Raw genomic sequence first — 18831 nt, 5'->3', positions numbered from 1 at the left:
TTACTTCTCCTCGATACGGGTGTGGCTGACGGCGGGCTCGTTGCCGCCCAGAAGGAGGTACAGGACGGCCATCCGGATGGAGACTCCGTTTGCGACCTGCTCCACGACGGTGCAGCGGTCCGAGTCGGCCACCTCGGCGGTGATCTCCATGCCCCGGACCATCGGACCGGGGTGCATCACGATGGCGTGCTCGGGCATCCGCGCCATGCGGTCGCCGTCCAGGCCGTAGCGGCGCGAGTACTCGCGCTCGGTCGGGAAGAACGCGGCGTTCATGCGCTCGCGCTGGACGCGCAGCATCATCACCGCGTCGGACTTGGCGAGGGTGCTGTCCAGGTCGTACGACACCTCGCAGGGCCAGGTCTCGACGCCGACCGGCACCAGGGTGGGCGGGGCGACGAGCGTGACCTCGGCGCCGAGGGTGTGCAGCAGGTCGACGTTGGAGCGGGCGACCCGGCTGTGCAGGACGTCCCCGACGATCGTGATGCGCTTGCCGGAGAGGTCCTGGCCGATCCCGGCGTCCCGCCCGACGAGCCGCCGACGCATGGTGAACGCGTCGAGGAGGGCCTGGGTGGGGTGCTGGTGGGTGCCGTCGCCCGCGTTGATCACGGCGGCGTCGATCCAGCCGGAGGTGGCGAGGCGGTACGGCGCACCGGAGGCACCATGCCGGATGACCACGGCGTCGACGCCCATGGCCTCCAGGGTCTGCGCGGTGTCCTTCAGGGACTCGCCCTTGGAGACGCTGGAGCCCTTGGCGGTGAAGTTGATGACGTCCGCGGAGAGGCGCTTCTCGGCGGCTTCGAAGGAGATACGCGTGCGCGTGGAGTCCTCGAAGAAGAGGTTGACGATCGTGCGGCCGCGCAGGGTCGGCAGCTTCTTGATCGGCCGGTCGGCGACCCGGGCCATCTCCTCGGCGGTGTCGAGGATCAGGACGGCGTCGTCGCGGGTGAGGTCGGCGGCCGAGATGAGATGACGCTGCATCTGTCAGGCTCCGTAAGGCAGTTCAGGGGGAGATTCCGGGCAAGCGAGGGCATGCCGACGCACGGCGTGCCCCTGGGCTCGCTACTGGGTCTGCTTCACACCGAGCAGCACGGTGTCGCGACCGTCCTCCTCGGCGAGCTGGACCTTGACCGTCTCCCGCAGCGACGTGGGGAGGTTCTTGCCGACGTAGTCGGCGCGGATGGGCAGTTCGCGGTGGCCTCTGTCGACGAGGACGGCGAGCTGCACCGCGCGGGGACGCCCGATGTCGTTCAGGGCGTCCAGGGCGGCGCGGATGGTGCGGCCGGAGAAGAGCACGTCGTCGACCAGGACGACCAGCCGGCCGTCGATGCCGTCACCGGGGATCTCGGTGCGGGCCAGCGCGCGCGGCGGGTGCAGCCGCAGGTCGTCGCGGTACATGGTGATGTCGAGCGAACCGACCGGGATCTTGCGGTCGGTGATCTCCTCGAGCTTCACGGCGAGCCGCTGTGCGAGGTAGACGCCTCGGGTCGGAATCCCGAGGAGCACCACGTCGTCGGCGCCCTTGGCGCGTTCGACGATCTCGTGGGCGATGCGGGTCAGTACGCGGGCGATGTCGGGGCCCTCGAGAACGGGCCGGGCATCGGACGCGCCCATATCAGAAGTGTCCTGCTTGTCCATACGAAACGGACCTCCTTCTCCGCCTCACGGGACGGACCTTAAAGGACGTCGGATTTGCGCCATCCACGGTAGCAGGCCCTTTCGGGCGCCTCGCGTCACCCCCTTGGCGTAATCGGCCCCCGCGACCACGGAAGAGTCGGTGTGGACCATTCGGCTTGACGCAGAAGCGTCACGCTGCGTAACCTCACAGTGAGTTACCAGACGCGCGGCTCGGGACCACTGAAGTCGCGTCGATCCAGTGTCCGGGGAGCTATATGTCCAGCGAATACGCCAAACAGCTCGGGGCCAAGCTTCGGGCCATCCGCACCCAGCAGGGCCTTTCCCTCCACGGTGTCGAGGAGAAGTCCCAGGGACGCTGGAAGGCGGTCGTGGTCGGCTCGTACGAGCGTGGCGACCGCGCGGTGACCGTGCAGCGCCTTGCCGAGTTGGCGGATTTCTACGGCGTTCCGGTGCAGGAGCTGCTGCCCGGCACCACTCCGGGCGGGGCCGCCGAGCCGCCGCCGAAGCTGGTCCTGGACCTGGAGCGGCTGGCTCACGTGCCGGCCGAGAAGGCGGGCCCGCTCCAGCGGTACGCCGCCACGATCCAGTCCCAGCGCGGTGACTACAACGGCAAGGTGCTCTCGATCCGCCAGGACGACCTGCGCACACTCGCCGTCATCTACGACCAGTCGCCCTCGGTCCTCACCGAGCAGCTGATCAGCTGGGGCGTGCTGGACGCGGACGCGCGTCGCGCGGTGTCCCACGAGGAGAGCTGAGCCTCTCCCCCCTTCAGCAGAAACGTGCCGCCGGGGTGGCCGGAACTTCAGGGTTCCGGCCACCCCGGCGGCTTTGTACGGGCCTCGCACGCTTCCGCGCACCGGCGCACCCGCTTCGGCGCCCCGGTACGCCTGAGGGCCCGCAGCGGTGATGCTGCGGGCCCTCAGGCACTGCGCGGGTCTCGAGTCGCCTCAGCGGTCTCGGCTCACGCCTCGTCTCGGCGCAGGGACGGCTTCAGGTCCTTCAGCCGGCCCAGCAGGCCGTTCACGAACGAGGGCGACTCGTCCGTGGAGAACTCCTTCGCCAGCTGCACCATCTCGTCGAGCACCACGGCGTCCGGGGTCTCGTCGGCCCAGATCAGCTCGTAGGCGCCCAGCCGCAGCAGGTTGCGGTCGACCACCGGCATCCGGTCCAGAGTCCAGCCCACCGAGTACTGCGCGATCAGCTCGTCGATGCGCTTCGCGTGCTCCGAGTAGCCCTCGACCAGCTGCATCGTGTACTCGCTCACCGGAGGCTGCCGGGTGTCCTCCCGGGACAGCCGGACCCAGTCCGCGAGGACCGTCAGGACGTCGGCGCCACGCTGGTCGCCCTCGAAGAGGATCTGGAAGGCGCGCTTGCGGGCCGTGTTGCGGGCAGCCACGGTTAGCTGTTCACCCGGCCGAGGTAGTCGCTCGTGCGGGTGTCGACCTTGATCTTCTCACCGGTGGTGATGAAGAGCGGGACCTGGATCTGGTGACCGGTCTCCAGGGTGGCGGGCTTGGTGCCGCCCGTGGAGCGGTCGCCCTGGACGCCCGGCTCGGTCTCCTGGATCGTCAGCTCGACGGCGGCCGGCAGCTCGACGAAGAGCACCTCGCCCTCGTGCTGCGCGACGGTGGCCGTGAAGCCCTCGATGAGGAAGTTCGCGGCGTCGGCGACCGTCTTGCGGTCGATCATCAGCTGGTCGTAGGTCTCCATGTCCATGAAGACGAAGTACTCGCCGTCCATGTACGAGAACTGCATGTCGCGCTTGTCGACAGTGGCCGTCTCGACCTTGACGCCGGCGTTGAACGTCTTGTCGACGACCTTGCCGGACAGCACGTTCTTGAGCTTGGTGCGCACGAAGGCAGGGCCCTTGCCGGGCTTGACGTGCTGGAACTCGACGACGGACCACAGCTGGCCGCCTTCGAGCTTGAGCACCAGGCCGTTCTTGAGGTCGTTCGTGGAAGCCACGGTTGCGGAATCTCCTGGACTGACGTGGACGACCCCGGCGCACGCCTCTGGCTACAGGGCGAGCAGCTCCTTGGTCGTGATGGTGAGTAGCTCGGGTCCGCCGTCCGCCTCGGGGCGTACGACGAGCGTGTCATCGATCCGGACCCCGCCCCGTCCCGGGAGGTGGACCCCCGGTTCGACGGTGACCGGCACGCAAGCGTCCAGTTTACCCATGGCCGCGGGGGCCAGCTGCGGGTCCTCGTCGATTTCGAGTCCCACACCGTGTCCGGTGAGAGTAGACAGGCCCTCGTGGTGCCCCGCGGACTCCAGCACCTGCCGTGCCGCGCGGTCCACGTCACGGTAGGCCGCACCGGGTGCCAGGGACTCCCGTCCGGCCCGCTGAGCGGCGAAGACGAGGTCGTACAGCTCGATCTGCCAGTCGGCGGGGGACGTGCCGATGACGAAGGTACGGCCGATCTCGCAGCGGTAGCCGCGGTAGTTCGCGCCCAGGCAGACGGAGAGGAAATCACCTTCCTCGACCCGGCGGTCGGTGGGGCGGTGGCCGCGGCGGCCGGAGTTCGGGCCGGTCCCGACGGAGGTGGCGAAGGCCGGGCCGTCGGCGCCGTGGTCGACGAGCCTGCGCTCCAGTTCCAGGGCGAGATGTCTCTCCGTGCGGCCCACGAGGATGGATTCGAGGAGTTCGCCCAGTGCCTGGTCGGCGATCTCGGCGCCGATGCGCAGACAGGAGATCTCCTCCTCGTCCTTGATGACCCGCAGCTGCTCGACCGCGCCCGCGAGGTCCCCGAGGCGCAGCCGCGGGACGACCGAGCGGATGGCCCGGTGCCGGGAGACCGTGAGGTGCTCCTCCTCCACGGCGAGCGAGTCCACGCCCTGCGCGGTGGCGAGGTCGGCGGCGGCGACGGCGGGGTCGCCCCCTGCGCCGGGCAGGTGGTGCAGTCGCAGGTTCTCGTCGGGGCGGCCGGTGCCGGGACGGTCGTCCGGAGGGCCGGCGCACACCAGCAGGTCCTCGGTCCTGCCGAGCAGCAGGATGCTGCCCCGCGGCGCGGCGCCCGCGAGGTAGCGGACGTTGGCCGGGCGGGAGATCAACGCGGACTGGCTGCCGCCGGCCTGGCAGCGGTCGCGCAGGCGGGCTCTGCGGGTGGCGTACACCTCTGACATGACTTGAGCGTAGGAGCTTCGCAGGTACCGCGCTGTCTGGGAGAGTCCGAGTGGGGTGGGTCGCCGATCGTCCGGCCGCCCCCGGCTACCAGCTCGGCGGGCTCGCTATGGACCTCGCCAGTACGTCGTCCAGCACCTTCGCCGTCTGCTCCACGTCCATCTGGCTGTTGTCGATGATCGGGAGGCCCGAGCCGTACCACCCGGCCATCCGGCCGTGGATCCGGGCGACCTCCTCGTCCGTCAGACGGCGGTTGCCGGACCGCTCCGCGTTGCGCTCCAGGACGATCTCCAGGCCGGGCAGCAGGACCACCGGGAGCAGGCCCGGCCCCACGTGCCGCTTCCAGCCGCCGAGGCCCACCACCGGCCGGTCCGGGAACACGGCGTCGTCGAGGATGCAGGAGATGCCGTTGGCGAGGAAGTTGCGGGCGGCGAAGCCGCAGGTGCGGCGGGCGAGGCGGTACTGGGCCTCGGAGTGGTCGTTCCAGCCGGACTGGGGGTCGGCGAAGCCCGAGCGGACCCATTCGCGAACGTCGTCGAGGCTGATGTGGGCGGTGGGGACACGGCGGTGGTCGGCCCAGTACTTGGCGACGCTCGTCTTGCCGGCGCCCGCCGGACCGATCAGCAGCACGGCCAGGGTGGTGCCCGCGGAGTCGGGCCCGGCGGGGGGCGGCGCGCCCACCGGGGCGCCGGGCGGCAGCGGAACATGGCCGGTGGTGTCGGGGACCGGCCCCGGTGCGTGCGGCGGCACGGGTGGGCCCGGTGCGTGCTGGGGCGCGGGCGGTACCGACGCGTGCGGAGGCGTCGGGGGAACCGAGGCGTGCGGTGGCGTCGGCGGGCCCGGAGCCGGGGTGAAGCCCGGAGCCGGCGGCGGTGGGGGCACCGGGGCGGAACCCTGGTGCGCACCCGGGTGATGCGGTCCCGGGTGGTGTGCGGCCGGCGTCCAGCCGGTGGCCGGTCCGTGCCCCGGCTGGTGGGGCGGCGGCAGCGGAGAACCCACTGCGTGCTGCATCCGGTGCCACTCCGTCTCGTCTTGGTCGGCCGGCGTCCCGTCGGGGCGCCGGCGCTGGTTACAGGGCGGTACCTACCCCGCTCGCCACCGAACGGTACCGCCCTGGACCCGCATTCGGTGAAACGACCGAGGACGGCCCGAAGTGCCCCTGACACAAGGCGAATCCGGCGGAACGCCCGTCACGGGACCTACCGGCCGGCCTCACCGCCCGCGACGCGACGCCCGTCACGGGGAGCTACTGGCCGACCTCTCCGTACGCGGCGAGCAGCACGGCCGGGTCCGGGCCCTCCAGAACGGTGGGCTTGCCCAGTCCGTCGAGGACGATGAACCGCAGCAGGTTGCCGCGGGACTTCTTGTCGACCTTCATGGTCTCCAGGAGCTTGGGCCACTGGTCGTAGCGGTAGTGCAGCGGCAGACCGACCGACTCCAGGACGGTGCGGTGCCGGTCGGCCGTGGCGTCGTCCAACCGGCCCGCCAGACGGCCCAGTTCGGCGGCGAAGTGCATGCCTACGGCGACGGCTGCGCCGTGCCGCCACTTGTACCGCTCGTTCTTCTCGATGGCGTGGGCCAGGGTGTGGCCGTAGTTGAGGATCTCCCTGAGGCCCGACTCCTTGAGGTCGGAGGAGACGACCTCGGCCTTGACCCGGATCGAGCGCTCGATGAGCTCGGCGGTGTGCGGTCCCGCGGGGGTCCGCGCCGCCTCGGGGTCGGACTCGATGAGCTCCAGGATCACCGGGTCGGCGATGAAACCGGCCTTGATGATCTCGGCGAGTCCGGAGACGTAGTCGTTGACCGGCAGGGAGTCCAGCGCGGCCAGGTCGCACAGGACACCGGCGGGAGGGTGGAAGGCGCCGACGAGGTTCTTGCCCTCGGCGGTGTTGATGCCGGTCTTGCCGCCGACGGCCGCGTCGACCATGGCGAGCACGGTGGTGGGGATGGCGATCCAGCGCACCCCGCGCAGCCAGGTCGCGGCCACGAACCCGGCGAGGTCGGTGGTGGCACCGCCGCCGACACCGACCACGACGTCGGAGCGGGTGAAGCCGGACTGTCCGAGCGCCTTCCAGCAGTAGGCGGCGACCTCGGCGGTCTTGGCCTCCTCCGCGTTCGGCACCTGGATGGCGACGGCCTCGAAGCCCTGCTCCGCGAGGTCGGCGCGCAGCGCGTCACCGGTGTCGGCGAGCGCCTCGGGGTGGATGACGGCGACCCGCTGGGCCTTCTCCCCCACCAACGCGCCCAGTTCGCCCAGGAGTTGACGTCCCACCAGGACCTCGTACGGCTCGCTGCCCGCGGTGCCGCCGACCTGGATGCGCGTCACTGCCTCGCTCATGCTTCCTTCAACTCCAGTGCGTCCAGCGCGATGTCGGTGACTTCTTCGGGGGTACGGCCGTCGGTGGCCACGACCGCCGTGGCGATCGACTCGTACAGCGAGCGCCGGGCCTCCATCAGCTCGCGCCACTGCTTGCGCGGGTTGACCGCGAGCAGCGGGCGGGCCGCGTTGAGGCCGGTGCGCTTGACCGCTTCCTCGACGTCCATCGACAGGTACAGCACCCGCTGCCCGGCCAGCAGGGCGCGGGTGTCGGCGTCGAGGATCGAGCCGCCGCCGAGCGCGAGGACGCCGTCGTGCTCGGCGAGCGAGCGGGCCACGGCGGCCTTCTCGATGGCACGGAAGGCCGGTTCGCCCTCGTCGACGAAGATCTCCGCGATGGCGCGGCCCTGCTCGGCGACGATGTCGTCGTCGGTGTCCCGGTAGCCGGTGCCGAGCCGCTCGGCCAGCAGCCGCCCGACCGTCGACTTGCCCACGCCCATCGGACCGACGAGCACCACGAGGGGGCTCACCGGATGGCCAGGTTCTCGAGGTACGAGGTCACGTTGCGACGGGTCTCGGGCACGCTGTCGCCGCCGAACTTCTCCGCCACCGCGTCCGCGAGGACGAGGGCGACCATGGCCTCGGCCACGATGCCGGCGGCCGGGACGGCGGAGACGTCGGAGCGCTGGTGGTGGGCCTGCGCGGCCTCTCCGGTGTTCACGTCGACGGTCTGGAGGGCCCGCGGCACGGTCGCGATGGGCTTCATCGCCGCCCGCACGCGCAGGAGTTCACCCGTGGACAGCCCGCCCTCGGTGCCGCCGGAGCGGCCGGAGACCCGGCGGATGCCCTCGGGGGTGTTCACGATCTCGTCGTGCGCCTTCGATCCGGGCACGCGGGCCAGCTCGAAGCCGTCGCCGAGCTCCACGCCCTTGATCGCCTGGATGCCCATGAGCGCACCGGCGAGCCGGGCGTCCAGCTTGCGGTCCCAGTGCACGTGGGAGCCGAGGCCCACGGGGACGCCGTAGGCCAGGATCTCGACCACGCCACCGAGGGTGTCGCCGTCCTTGTGGGCCTGGTCGACCTCGGCCACCATCGCCTTCGACGCGTCCGCGTCCAGGCAGCGCAGCGGGTCCGCGTCCAGTTTCTCGACGTCGGCCGGGGTCGGGTACACCCCGGCCGGGGCCTTCACGGAGCACAGCTCGACGACATGGCTGACGATCTCGATGCCGGCCGTCTCCTTCAGGTACGACCGGGCCACCGCGCCCAGCGCCACCCGGGCCGCGGTCTCCCGCGCGGAGGCCCGCTCCAGGATCGGCCGGGCCTCGTCGAAGCCGTACTTCTGCATGCCCGCGAGGTCGGCGTGGCCGGGGCGCGGGCGGGTCAGCGGGGCGTTGCGCGCGAGGCCCGCGAGGATCTCCGGGTCGATGGGGTCGGCCGACATGACCTGCTCCCACTTCGGCCACTCGGTGTTGCCCACCATGATCGCGACCGGGGAACCGAGGCTGAGTCCGTGCCGGACCCCGCCGAGGAAGGTGACCTGGTCCTGCTCGAACTTCATCCGGGCACCGCGGCCATAACCCAGCCGACGCCTCGCCAGGTGGTCCGCCACCAGCTCCGTGGTGATCGGCACACCAGCGGGAAGGCCCTCCAGCGTCGCCACGAGTGCGGGACCGTGGGACTCCCCCGCGGTCAGCCAGCGCAACCTGCTCAACGGTGCTCCTCAGTGCTCGCGCCCTGGTACTGCCCTGCTTACGCGCGTCCTCGCGTACGGCAACGGCGCGACCAGGTGCGCGGCCCCGGCCCGCCACCTCCGATCCTCCCACGTCCGGCGCCCACCACCGGTCACAGGTCCAGCAGACGGACGTCAGCGGGCCGCGAGCGCGTGCTGCCCGGCCTCCGGACCGACGTCAGCGGGCCGCGAGCGCGTGCTCGCCCGCCTTGCGCATCGCCTCCACGGGCGCGGGCCCGAGGCCCGTCATCTGCTCGACCTGGAGCACCGCCTGGTGCACCAGCAGGTCGAGTCCGCCGACCACGGCCCCGCCGGTCATCGACCAGCGGGCCGCGAGTTCGGTGGGCCAGGGGTCGTAGAGCACGTCGAAGAGGGCCGCGGGACGTTCCGGCACCGCGTGGGCGAGCGCGTCCGTGGCGCCGGCCGGGGTGGTGGCGACGACCAGGGGGGCACGCAATGCTTCGGCGGCGTCCGCCCAGTCCGCGGTGCGCACCTCGATGCCGAGGCGCTCGCCCCACTGCCGCATCTCGGCGGCCCGGGCCTCGCTGCGCACATAGGCGACGACCTCGCCGGTGCAGATCCGGGCGAGCGCGGCGAGCGCGGAGGAGGCGGTGGCGCCGGCGCCGAGGACGGCCGCCGAGTCGACCTGTTCGATTCCGCGCTCGCGGAGCGCGGCGACCATGCCGGGGATGTCGGTGTTGTCGCCGAGGCGGCGGCCGTCCTCGGTGAACAGGACCGTGTTGACCGTCTCCACCGAGGCGGCCGTCTCGCTGATCCCGTCGAGCAGCGGGATGACCGCCCGCTTGAGCGGCATGGTCACCGACAGCCCGGCCCACTCCGGGCCGAGGCCCTCGACGAAGCCGGGCAGGGCGGCCTCGTCGAGCTCGAAGCGGTCGTACGACCAGTCGGTGAGCCCCAGTTCCTCGTAGGCGGCCCGGTGCAGGACCGGCGAGAGGGAGTGGGCGATGGGCTTGCCGAGGACGGCGGCCCGGCGGGCGGCGGTGGCCCGAGTTGTCATGGAACCGTTCCTTGATCCGTTGTCACGCGAGGACCAGGGACCGACCGCCCGGCTGTGACGTCCGGTCCTCAGCCCTTCTTCCGTGACGCGTTGAACTCCTGCACGAGCTTGTCGTGCTCGGCGAGCGTCTTGGTGAACTTGCTGGTCGTGCCGTCCAGCGAGATGAAGTAGTACCACCCGTCGTGGGTCGGGTTGAGCGCCCCCTTGATGGCCTCCTCGCCGGGGTTGTCGATCGGCCCGGGCGGCAGACCCTTGACGTAGTACGTGTTGTACGGGTTGTTGTACCTCTTGAGCTCGGCGATCGTCAGGTCGATCTTGCTCTGGTTCTTGACGTAGTTGTACGTGGAGTCGAACTCCAGGGAGCCGTAGGTCTGCGGGTTGCCCGGCTTGAGGCGGTTGTAGACGACCTCGGCCATCTTGCGGAAGTCGTCGTGGCTGGTGCCCTCGGCCTGCACGAGGCTCGCCACGGTGAGCAGCTGCCAGGGGCCGTCCAGGCCCAGGCTCTCGGCCTTCTTCTCCAGGCCGAAGTCCTCGTACTTCTGGCTGGCCCGGCCGACCATGTCCTTGAGCACGTCCTCCGGCTTCCCGCCCTTGGGGATCGCGTAGGCGGACGGGTAGAGGAACCCTTCGAGCGGGTCCTTCAGCTGGGAGTGGCCGAGCGCCCAGTCGGGCAGCCCGAGGTCCTTGTACTTCTGCTTCGCGACCTTCGCCGTGGTGCCCTTCGACAGCTTCAGGCGTTCGTCGATGTCCGCGTAGACGGCGGTGTTGCGCTCGCCCTCGCGGACGATCAGGTTGTTCTGGCTCTTGGGGTCGAGCATCAGCGCGACGGCGCTCTCGGCGGACATCTCCTTGTTCAGCAGGTACGAACCCGCCTGGATCTTGCCCGAGTCGCTGTTGTGGGCGAACGCGGCCACGAAGGCGTCGACGCTCTTGACCACGCCGGCCGCCTTGAGGAGCCGGCCCATCTCCGCTCCGTTGGCGCCGGAGGGGATGGTGATGGCCACCTTGTCGCCGGTGCCGTCACCGGTGTAGTCCGGCGCCGAGACGAAACGATTTTGGTAGAACTGGTAGCCGAAATACCCGACCGTGCCGAGCCCGCCGCCGAACACCAGCAGGACCACCAGGCAGGCGCATCCGCTGCGCCGCTTCTTGGGTTTCTTGCCGCCGCGGCCCCTGCGGTCGCCCCGGCCGCCCTCGTCGTCGACCTCGTCCTCGTCGTCGCCACCGCCCGCGAAGAAGGCGTGTTCGCCCTCGTCAGGGCCGGGGTCCCAGTCGGTCGGCTGCGCTTCCGGCTCGGCCTGGCGACGGTTCGGTGGCTCCGGCGGCGGATACGCGTCGGGGGTGCCGTACTGGTCGGGCTGCTCACCGGTGGCGTAGGCCGCGGCCTGCTGACCGTACGGGTCCGAGGGGTCCTGGTAGGGGACCTGGGTGCCGGCGCCCCAGCCGCCGTTGTCGTACTGCTGCTGCGCGTACTGCTGCTGGTGCTGCTGAGCGGCGTACTGCTGCTGACCGTAGGCCTGGCCCTGCTGGTCGTAGGCCTGGCCTTGCTGGTCGTAGCCCTGACCCTGCTGGTCGTAGCCCTGGTTCGGGTCGTACTGCTGGTACTGCTGCTGCGCCTGTCCGTAGTCGCCCTGCTGACCGTTGCTCCAGTCGCCGTACTCCTGCTGCTGCGGCTCCTGGGGGTAGTGCTGCTGCTGGCCACCGTAGGCAGCTTGATGCCCGGTGTGGGCCTGCTGCCCTTCCCATCCGCCGTCCCCGTAGTACGGGTCCTGCGGATGCCACGGTTCGGAGCCTTCCTGGCCCCGGCCATACTCAGTCATCGATCCCCTAGAGCCGCGAGGCGGCAGTCGCGCGGCTTGTGGCCCGGCATCCGATCCGCCTCTCTCTGTGCGGCACCTGTTCGAACAGTGTCGCAGTCGCGCGGAACGTTACCGTATCGCGATCAGATGACCACTTCGACGCCCTCGCCGGGTGCTTTACCTGACACCCGTTCGGATTCCAGGGCCTGCTGGAGGATGATCACGGCGGCTGCCTGGTCAATGACCGATCTGCCCTTTTTGGATTTCACTCCGGATGCGCGCAGTCCCTGACTGGCCGTCACGGTCGTCATCCGCTCGTCGACCAGCCGGACCGGAACGGGCGCGATGCCCTTCGCGAGTTCCTGGGCGAAGCCGCGGACCTTGACCGCGGCCGGGCCCTCGCCCCCCTTGAGGGAGCGCGGGAGGCCGACGACCACCTCGATCGGTTCGTACTCCTCGACCAGTTGCTTCAACCGGCGTTGAGCTGCGGGAACGTCCCGCCCGGGGACCGTCTCCACCGGAGTGGCGAGGATCCCGTCGGGGTCGCACGAGGCGACCCCGATGCGGGCGTCCCCGACGTCGATCGCGAGTCGACGGCCTCTGCGCATTACTTGGCCGTCTCCCCGACCAGGCGCTCCACCGCGTCCACGGCCTCGCCGATCGCGGCCGGGTTCTGGCCGCCGCCCTGGGCGACGTCCGGCTTGCCGCCACCGCCGCCGCCGAGGGTCTTGGCGGCCGTACGGACCAGGTCACCGGCCTTGAGACCGCGCTCGCGGGCGGCCTCGTTGGTGGCGATGACCGTGAGCGGCTTGCCGTTGTTGACGGTGAAGAGGGCCACGACGACGGCCCGGCCGCCCTGGATGCGGCCGCGCACGTCGAGGACCAGTTTGCGCAGGTCGTCCGGGGTGGTGCCGTCCGGGACCTGACCGGTGACGACGGCGATCCCGCGGACGTCCTTGGCGGACTCGGCGAGACCGGCCGCGGCCTGGAGGACCTTCTCGGCGCGGAACTTCTCAATCTCCTTCTCGGCGTCCTTCAGCTTGCCGAGCATGGCGGAGACCTTCTCCGGAAGCTCCTCCGGGCGCCCCTTGATCAGCTCCTGCAGCTGGGCGACGACGGTGTGCTCACGGGCGAGGAAGTTGTACGCGTCGACACCGACCAGTGCCTCGATACGGCGGACACCGGAGCCGATGGACGACTCGCCGAGCAGCTTGACCAGACCCAGCTGCGCGGTGTTGTGCACGTGGGTGCCGCCGCACAGCTCCTTGGAGAAGTCGCCGATGGTGACGACGCGGACCCGCTCGCCGTACTTCTCGCCGAACTCGGCGATGGCGCCCTGCTTCTTGGCCTCGTCGATGCCCATGACCTCGGCTTGGACGTCGAGTTCGCGGGCCAGGACCTCGTTGATCTTCTGCTCGACGTCGGTCATCACGGCCGTGGGAACGGCGGACGGCGAGCCGAAGTCGAAGCGGAAACGGCCGGGCTGGTTCTCGGAGCCGGCCTGCGCGGCCGTCGGGCCGAGGGCGTCCCGCAGCGCCTGGTGGGTGAGGTGGGTGGCCGAGTGGGCGCGGGCGATGGCCGTGCGGCGGCGGCCGTCGATCGAGGCGTGGGCCTTGGCTCCGACGGTGACCTCACCGAACTGGACGACGCCCTTGTGCACGTACACGCCCGGGACCGGCTTCTGGGTGTCACGGATCTCGATGACGGCACCGGTGTCCACCTTGATGCGGCCGGTGTCGCCGATCTGGCCGCCGCCCTCGGCGTAGAAGGGGGTGCGGTCCAGGACGATCTCGACCTCGTCGCCCTCGGTGGCGGCCGGGGAGGAGGTGCCGTCGACGAGGATGCCGACGATGGTGGACTCGCTCTCGGTGTCCGAGTAGCCGAGGAACTCGGTCGCCCCGGCCTGGTCGGCGATCGCCCGGTAGGCTCCGGCGCCGGCGTGGCCGGTCTTCTTGCCCTGGGCGTCCGCCTTGGCGCGCTCCCGCTGCTCCTTCATCAGGCGCCGGAAGCCGTCCTCGTCCACCGACAGGCCCTGCTCGGCGGCCATTTCGAGGGTGAGGTCGATCGGGAAGCCCCAGGTGTCGTGGAGCAGGAACGCCTTGTCGCCGGCGAGAACCGAGCCACCCGAGGCCTTGGTCTCGGTGACCGCGGTGTCGAGGATGTTGGTGCCGGCCTTGAGCGTCTTGAGGAAGGCGTTCTCCTCGGCCACGGCGACCTTCTCGATGCGCTCGCGGTCGGTGACCAGCTCGGGGTACTGCTGGCCCATCATGGCGATCACGGTGTCGATCAGGTCGAGCACGACGGGACCGGTGGCGCCGAGGAGACGCATGTTGCGGATGGCGCGGCGCATGATGCGGCGCAGCACGTAACCGCGGCCCTCGTTGCCGGGGGTGACGCCGTCGCCGATGAGCATGACGGAGGTGCGCATGTGGTCGGTGACCACGCGCAGGGAGACGTCCGAGTCGTGGGCGTCGCCGTACGCGACACCGGTCAGCTCGGTGGCCTTCCTGATGACGGCCATCGAGGTGTCGATCTCGTACATGTTCTGCACGCCCTGCAGGATCATCGCGAGGCGCTCGAGTCCGAGGCCGGTGTCGATGTTCTTGCTGGGCAGTTCGCCGAGGATCTCGAAGTTGTCCTTGCCGATGCCCTCGCCGCGCTCGTACTGCATGAAGACGAGGTTCCAGATCTCCACGTACCGCTCGTCGTTGACGGCGGGGCCGCCCTCGACGCCGAACTCGGGGCCGCGGTCGTAGTTGATCTCGGAACAGGGGCCGCAGGGTCCGGGGACGCCCATGGACCAGTAGTTGTCCTTCATGCCGAGGCGCTGGATGCGCTCCTTCGGCACTCCGACGACCTCGTGCCAGATGCGCTCGGCCTCGTCGTCGTCCTTGTAGACGGTGATCCACAGCCGGTCGGCCTCGAGGCCGTAACCACCCTTGTCCTGGGGGCTGGTGAGCAGCTCCCAGGCGTACTTGATGGCGCCTTCCTTGAAGTAGTCGCCGAAGGAGAAGTTGCCGCACATCTGGAAGAACGTGCCGTGGCGGGTGGTCTTGCCGACCTCTTCGATGTCGGGTGTGCGCACGCACTTCTGGACGCTGGTCGCACGCTTGAAGGGCGGCTTGACCTCACCCAGGAAGTAGGGCTTGAAGGGCACCATGCCGGCGGGGACGAGCAGCAGAGTCGGGTCGTCCGCGATGAGCGACGCCGAAGGGACGACGGTGTGCCCGCGCTCCTCGAAGAAGCTCAGCCAGCGGCGGCGAATCTCGGCCGACTCCATCAGTGGTCCTCATTCCGGTTGTACGGGTGCGTCTTGTACGACTTCGTGGTGTACGTGGTGTTCTCGATGGCGGCGATGCGCCGGGGTGCGGGCAGTTCGGGACTCTCACGGATCCCGAGCGCGTCCGTCAGCTCGGCCTCCCGCTGGGCCATGTTGTCGCGGACGTCGAGCGCGAACCCGACCGCGCGGTCCTTGATGCGGGCGCCCGTCTCGATCGCCTTGTTGGCCGCGGTGGCGGCGAGGCTCTCGGGAGTCAGCTGCCTCAGCTTGCGGTTGACCTTGGTGGTGGCCCAGACACCGGCGGCAACGCCCGTGCCGAACCAGAAAGTACGGCGGAACATCTCTAGAGCCTCAGTCCCTCTTCCCGCGGCCCCGGGATACCGCCCGGCCCACGATCACGGTACGTCGGGAGGCCTTCGCGGGCACCTCGTCGTCCCTGCGTGCGCCGAGCGCCCGGCGCACGCCGTAGCCGAAGGCCGCGACCTTGACCAGGGGGCCGCCGAAGGTGGAGGCGACGGTGGTGGACAGCGCGGAGGCGTTCGACGTGACCTCCTGGACGTCCGAGGCGATCGCGTCGACCCGTTCGATCTGGGTCTGCGCGGAGCGCACGGCGGTGGAGGCGTCGGCCAGCAACGGCACCGCCTGGTCGGTCACGTCCGCGACGAGCTTGGTGGTCGCCTTGAGCGTCTGGGCCAGCCTCGCCAGCGCGACGGCGAGGAAGGAGACCAGGATCGCCCAGAAGACGGCCACCAGGATCCCGGCAACCTCTCCACCGGACACCTGACACCTGCTCTCATAAACACCTGTGGGTAACGCAGCCGAGCCTATCGCGCCGAGCACGGCGCTCCGCACCGGATTACCCCTCGCCCGTGGCCGGGTCGCCGTCGACGATTGTACGGAGGGAACACGCTTGAGTACGCTCCGTGTTCCATGCGCGGTCATCAGCCCGGGGACACCGGGGCGAACGGCAACCTCCCCCTGGAGCTCGACGGCTTCGTGGGCCGGCGCGCCGAACTCGCCGCTCTGGCGCGGGCGCTCGACTCCTCGCGACTGGTCACGGTGACGGGCCCCGGCGGCATCGGCAAGTCCCGGCTCGCGGCGCGGGTGACCGGCGGCGGGTGCGCACCGCCCGACGGAACGTGGCGCGTCGAGCTGGCCGCCGTACGCGATCCGGAGTTCGTCGACCACGCGGTCGTGGAGGCGCTCGGTCTGACGGACCACACCACGCGGTCACCGCGCGAGACCCTCCTGGCCCACCTCGCCGGGCGCCGGCTCCTGCTGGTCCTGGACGGTTTCGAACATCTGGTGGACGCGTGCGCGGACCTGGTCGTCGAGCTGCTGGGGCGGGTACCGGGAGTCTCCGTCCTCGCCGTGGGCCGCAGGCCGCTGGCCGTGTCCGGTGAGCAGCTCCTCGCGCTGGGCCCGCTGGCCGAGGACGAGGCCGTGGAGCTGTTCAGGGAGCGGGCCGGACGCCGGGGTCTGCCGGTGGCGGACGGTGCTCGTGTACGGGAGCTGTGCCGGCGTCTGGACGGCATCCCACTGGCGGTCGAACTGGCCGCGGGGCGGCTGGGGGCGCTGTCCCCGGATCAGCTGCTGGAGCGGCTCGACGACCGGTTCCGGCTGCTGGCCGGCGGCGGCCGGGACGCCCTGCCCCGGCATCGGACGCTGCGCACGGCCATCGGCTGGAGCCATGAACTGTGCACGCCCGAGGAGCGGTTGCTGTGGTCGCGGCTGTCGGTGTTCGCCGGGCGGTTCGACCTGGAGAGCGCCGAGTACGTGTGCAGCGGCAGCGGTCTGCGCAGCGACGACGTCCTGGACGTGCTGTCGGCGCTGCTCGCCCAGTCCGTGGTGGCTCGCGAGGAGACCGCGACGGGCGTCCGCTACCGGATGCTCGACACGGTGCGCGCGTACGGCGCCGAGTGGCTGGAGGCGACCGGTGACGCGGTCCGGCTGCGCAGGCGGCACCGCGACTGGTACGTGGGCCTGGCCACCTGGTGCGAACTGGACTGGTTCTCCCCGCGGCAGAACGAGGTGGCCGCCCGGATCGAGGCCGAGCTGCCGAACCTGCGCTGCGCCCTGGAGCACTGTCTGACCGAGCCCGACGGCATGGAACTGGCCCGGCATCTCGCGGGTTCCCTCTGGTTCTGCTGGGTCGGCTGCGGCCGGCTCTCGGAGGGGCGGCACTGGCTGGAGCGCAGCCTGGAACCCGACCCGCACGGGGAGCCGGAGGCCCACGGCGAACCTGACCCGCACGGACAGCCCGAGCCGGGGTCCGGTGGCGAGCACGCCCGGCTGAAGGCGCTGTGGGTGCTCGGCTATGTGGCGATCCTCCAGGGCGACACCGTCCCCGCGCTGGCGGCCCTCCAGCGGTGCCGCGAGGAGGCCGGGCGGGCCTCGGACCCGACCGCGGTGGCGTACGCCGAGCACCGCACCGGCTGTCTCGCGCTGGTCTCGGACGACATGCCTCGCGCGGAAACCCTGCTGCGCTCGGCCCTGGCGCGCTACGAGGAGATCGGCGAGCTCAACAGCAATGTGCTGATGGGGCAGGTCGAGCTCGCGATGGCCCGGGCCTTCCTGGGCGACCTGCCGGACGCGGTGCGGCTGTGCGAGGAGGTCAGCCGGGTCTGCGCGGACCACGGCGAGCGGTGGGCGCGGTCGTACGCGCTGTACGTCCTGGCGTACGCGGCCTGGAGCGAGGGCGACCCGGCCCGCGCGCGTGCGCTGCTCACCGACTGTCTGAGCTGTGCGCACGCCTTCCACGACCTGCTCGGCTCGGTCCTGTCGATCGAACTGCTCGCCCTGGTCACGGCCGCCCAGGGCGACCCGGCCGAGGCGGCGGTGCTCCAGGGCGCGGCGGCCGCGCTGTGGCCCTCGGTGGGTCTCCCCTTGTTCGGCTCCGCCTACTACAACGCCCCGCACGAACTGTGCGAGGCGATGGCCCGGCAGCGGCTGGGCGACGGACGGTACGAGGAGTGCGTACGACAGGGGCGGGCCCTGGGGCGGGAGGCGGCGGTGGCACGGGCGCTGGGGCGGGCCCGCCCGCACGCGGGGCCGCCGGCGCCGCGAGGGCCCGTGCAACCCGCTCACCAGGTCCTCGGAACGCACGAACCCGCCGCCTCGCCCACCCGGAAGGGCGGGGAGACGGCGGGCTGAGGTGGTGCGTGGTGCTACGGCCTGCCGGTGATCAGCGGGCGTAGTACTCGACGACGAGCTGCTCGTCGCAGATCACCGGGATCTCCTTGCGGTTCGGCTCGCGGTCCAGGCGGAACGCCAGGGCGCCGAGGTTCACCTGGAGGTAGCGCGGGGTCTCACCGTCGGGGGCGAAGCCACCGGCACGGGCGACCTCGAACAGCGTCTTGCTGCGGCTGCGCTCGCGGACCATCACGACGTCGTCGGGACGGACACGGAAGGACGGCTTGTCGACCTTCTGGCCGTTGACCTCGATGTGGCCGTGGACGACCATCTGGCGGGCCTGGTAGATCGTGCGGGCGATGCCCGAACGCAGGACCAGCGCGTCGAGACGGCGCTCGAGCTCGATGATCAGGGCCTCACCGGTCTTGCCCTGAACCTTGGAGGCACGCTCGTAGGCGCGGACGAGCTGACGCTCGGACACGTCGTACTGCGCACGCAGACGCTGCTTCTCGAGCAGACGGACCTTGTAGTCCGAGTTCTGCTTGCGGCCACGGCCGTGCTCACCCGGGGGGTAGGGACGGGCCTCGAAGTACTTGACGGCCTTCGGGGTCAGCGCGATGCCGAGGGCACGCGACTTCTTGACCTTGGGGCGGGACTGGTTCGCCACGATCTCTCATTTCTCGGTGTTCGGCTCGTCAGGGTTGAGGGAGGTCGCAATCCGCAGCCGGGGAAACCCGCAAGGTCCGCGAGGGACCTGGTGGGCAGCCGCTCCCCTGGTCTGGGCACATACGTGCAGCACG

At 70.8% G+C, this 18831-nt stretch carries 18 protein-coding genes; 2 read left to right on the top strand and 16 right to left on the bottom strand.

Features of this window, described 5'->3' with window-relative positions; genetic code table 11:
* On the bottom strand, positions 1-978 hold the full coding sequence (locus tag H295_RS0125070; RefSeq protein ID WP_020138101.1) for an aspartate carbamoyltransferase catalytic subunit: 978 nt from the start codon (positions 976-978) through the stop codon (positions 1-3).
* Positions 979-1059: 81 nt separating this feature from the next.
* Positions 1060-1635, bottom strand: coding sequence for a bifunctional pyr operon transcriptional regulator/uracil phosphoribosyltransferase PyrR (pyrR, locus tag H295_RS0125065; RefSeq protein WP_028809727.1), 576 nt, complete (start codon positions 1633-1635; stop codon positions 1060-1062).
* Positions 1636-1889: 254 nt separating this feature from the next.
* On the opposite strand from pyrR, the gene bldD reads away from it, so the two are divergent.
* Positions 1890-2390 carry a transcriptional regulator BldD gene (gene bldD / locus H295_RS0125060; protein ID WP_003956405.1) on the top strand — a complete coding sequence of 167 codons (501 nt, stop codon included), beginning with the start codon at positions 1890-1892 and terminating at the stop codon, positions 2388-2390.
* Positions 2391-2596: 206 nt separating this feature from the next.
* On the opposite strand, the gene nusB is transcribed toward bldD, so the two are convergent.
* The 13 genes from nusB to H295_RS0124995 all read right to left on the bottom strand — a co-directional run bounded on the left by nusB (position 2597) and on the right by H295_RS0124995 (position 15679).
* A complete protein-coding gene (gene nusB / locus H295_RS0125055; RefSeq protein WP_020138099.1) occupies positions 2597-3031 on the bottom strand; it encodes a transcription antitermination factor NusB in 435 nt (144 codons plus the stop codon).
* Positions 3032-3033: 2 nt separating this feature from the next.
* Positions 3034-3600, bottom strand: coding sequence for an elongation factor P (efp, locus tag H295_RS0125050; RefSeq protein WP_020138098.1), 567 nt, complete (start codon positions 3598-3600; stop codon positions 3034-3036).
* A 51-nt stretch (positions 3601-3651) separates the two neighbouring features.
* Entirely contained in the window at positions 3652-4758 is a 1107-nt protein-coding gene (locus H295_RS0125045; RefSeq protein WP_028809726.1) for an aminopeptidase P family protein, read from the bottom strand.
* Between the two features lie 85 nt (positions 4759-4843).
* Positions 4844-5767, bottom strand: coding sequence for a Pro-rich N-terminal domain-containing protein (locus H295_RS0125040; RefSeq protein WP_028809725.1), 924 nt, complete (start codon positions 5765-5767; stop codon positions 4844-4846).
* A 235-nt stretch (positions 5768-6002) separates the two neighbouring features.
* A complete protein-coding gene (gene aroB, locus H295_RS0125035; protein WP_020138095.1) occupies positions 6003-7094 on the bottom strand; it encodes a 3-dehydroquinate synthase in 1092 nt (363 codons plus the stop codon).
* The gene (locus H295_RS0125030) at positions 7091-7573 is read right to left on the bottom strand and encodes a shikimate kinase (protein ID WP_051135604.1); all 483 of its coding nucleotides are present in this window, start codon (positions 7571-7573) and stop codon (positions 7091-7093) included. Before H295_RS0125030 ends, aroB begins: the two co-directional genes overlap by 4 nt.
* Positions 7574-7599: 26 nt before the next feature.
* Entirely contained in the window at positions 7600-8784 is a 1185-nt protein-coding gene (gene aroC, locus H295_RS0125025) for a chorismate synthase (RefSeq protein WP_028809723.1), read from the bottom strand.
* Between the two features lie 196 nt (positions 8785-8980).
* Positions 8981-9820, bottom strand: coding sequence for a shikimate dehydrogenase (locus H295_RS0125020; RefSeq protein WP_020138092.1), 840 nt, complete (start codon positions 9818-9820; stop codon positions 8981-8983).
* A gap of 68 nt (positions 9821-9888) precedes the next feature.
* Entirely contained in the window at positions 9889-11640 is a 1752-nt protein-coding gene (gene mltG, locus H295_RS0125015; RefSeq protein ID WP_020138091.1) for an endolytic transglycosylase MltG, read from the bottom strand.
* Positions 11641-11762: 122 nt separating this feature from the next.
* The gene (gene ruvX / locus H295_RS0125010) at positions 11763-12227 is read right to left on the bottom strand and encodes a Holliday junction resolvase RuvX (protein ID WP_015661798.1); all 465 of its coding nucleotides are present in this window, start codon (positions 12225-12227) and stop codon (positions 11763-11765) included.
* Positions 12227-14899: an alanine--tRNA ligase gene (alaS, locus tag H295_RS0125005; RefSeq protein ID WP_020138090.1), complete on the bottom strand. Its 2673-nt coding sequence runs from the start codon at positions 14897-14899 to the stop codon at positions 12227-12229. Before alaS ends, ruvX begins: the two co-directional genes overlap by 1 nt.
* Positions 14899-15240: a hypothetical protein gene (locus tag H295_RS0125000; protein WP_020138089.1), complete on the bottom strand. Its 342-nt coding sequence runs from the start codon at positions 15238-15240 to the stop codon at positions 14899-14901. Before H295_RS0125000 ends, alaS begins: the two co-directional genes overlap by 1 nt.
* 10 nt (positions 15241-15250) lie before the next feature.
* The gene (locus H295_RS0124995) at positions 15251-15679 is read right to left on the bottom strand and encodes a DUF948 domain-containing protein (protein ID WP_028809722.1); all 429 of its coding nucleotides are present in this window, start codon (positions 15677-15679) and stop codon (positions 15251-15253) included.
* A gap of 150 nt (positions 15680-15829) precedes the next feature.
* Here H295_RS0124995 and H295_RS0124990 point away from each other — a divergent pair, with 150 nt between their 5' ends.
* On the top strand, positions 15830-18052 hold the full coding sequence (locus H295_RS0124990; protein WP_020138087.1) for an ATP-binding protein: 2223 nt from the start codon (positions 15830-15832) through the stop codon (positions 18050-18052).
* Between the two features lie 31 nt (positions 18053-18083).
* Here H295_RS0124990 and rpsD read toward each other — a convergent pair whose 3' ends face one another.
* A complete protein-coding gene (rpsD, locus tag H295_RS0124985) occupies positions 18084-18698 on the bottom strand; it encodes a 30S ribosomal protein S4 (protein ID WP_020138086.1) in 615 nt (204 codons plus the stop codon).
* Positions 18699-18831: the final 133 nt, after the last annotated feature.

This window comes from Streptomyces sp. 351MFTsu5.1, from assembly GCF_000383655.1.
GTDB lineage: Bacteria > Actinomycetota > Actinomycetes > Streptomycetales > Streptomycetaceae > Streptomyces > Streptomyces griseorubiginosus.
Note: the sequence above shows the minus strand (reverse complement) of the source record. Positions and strands in the feature narration are given on the sequence as shown.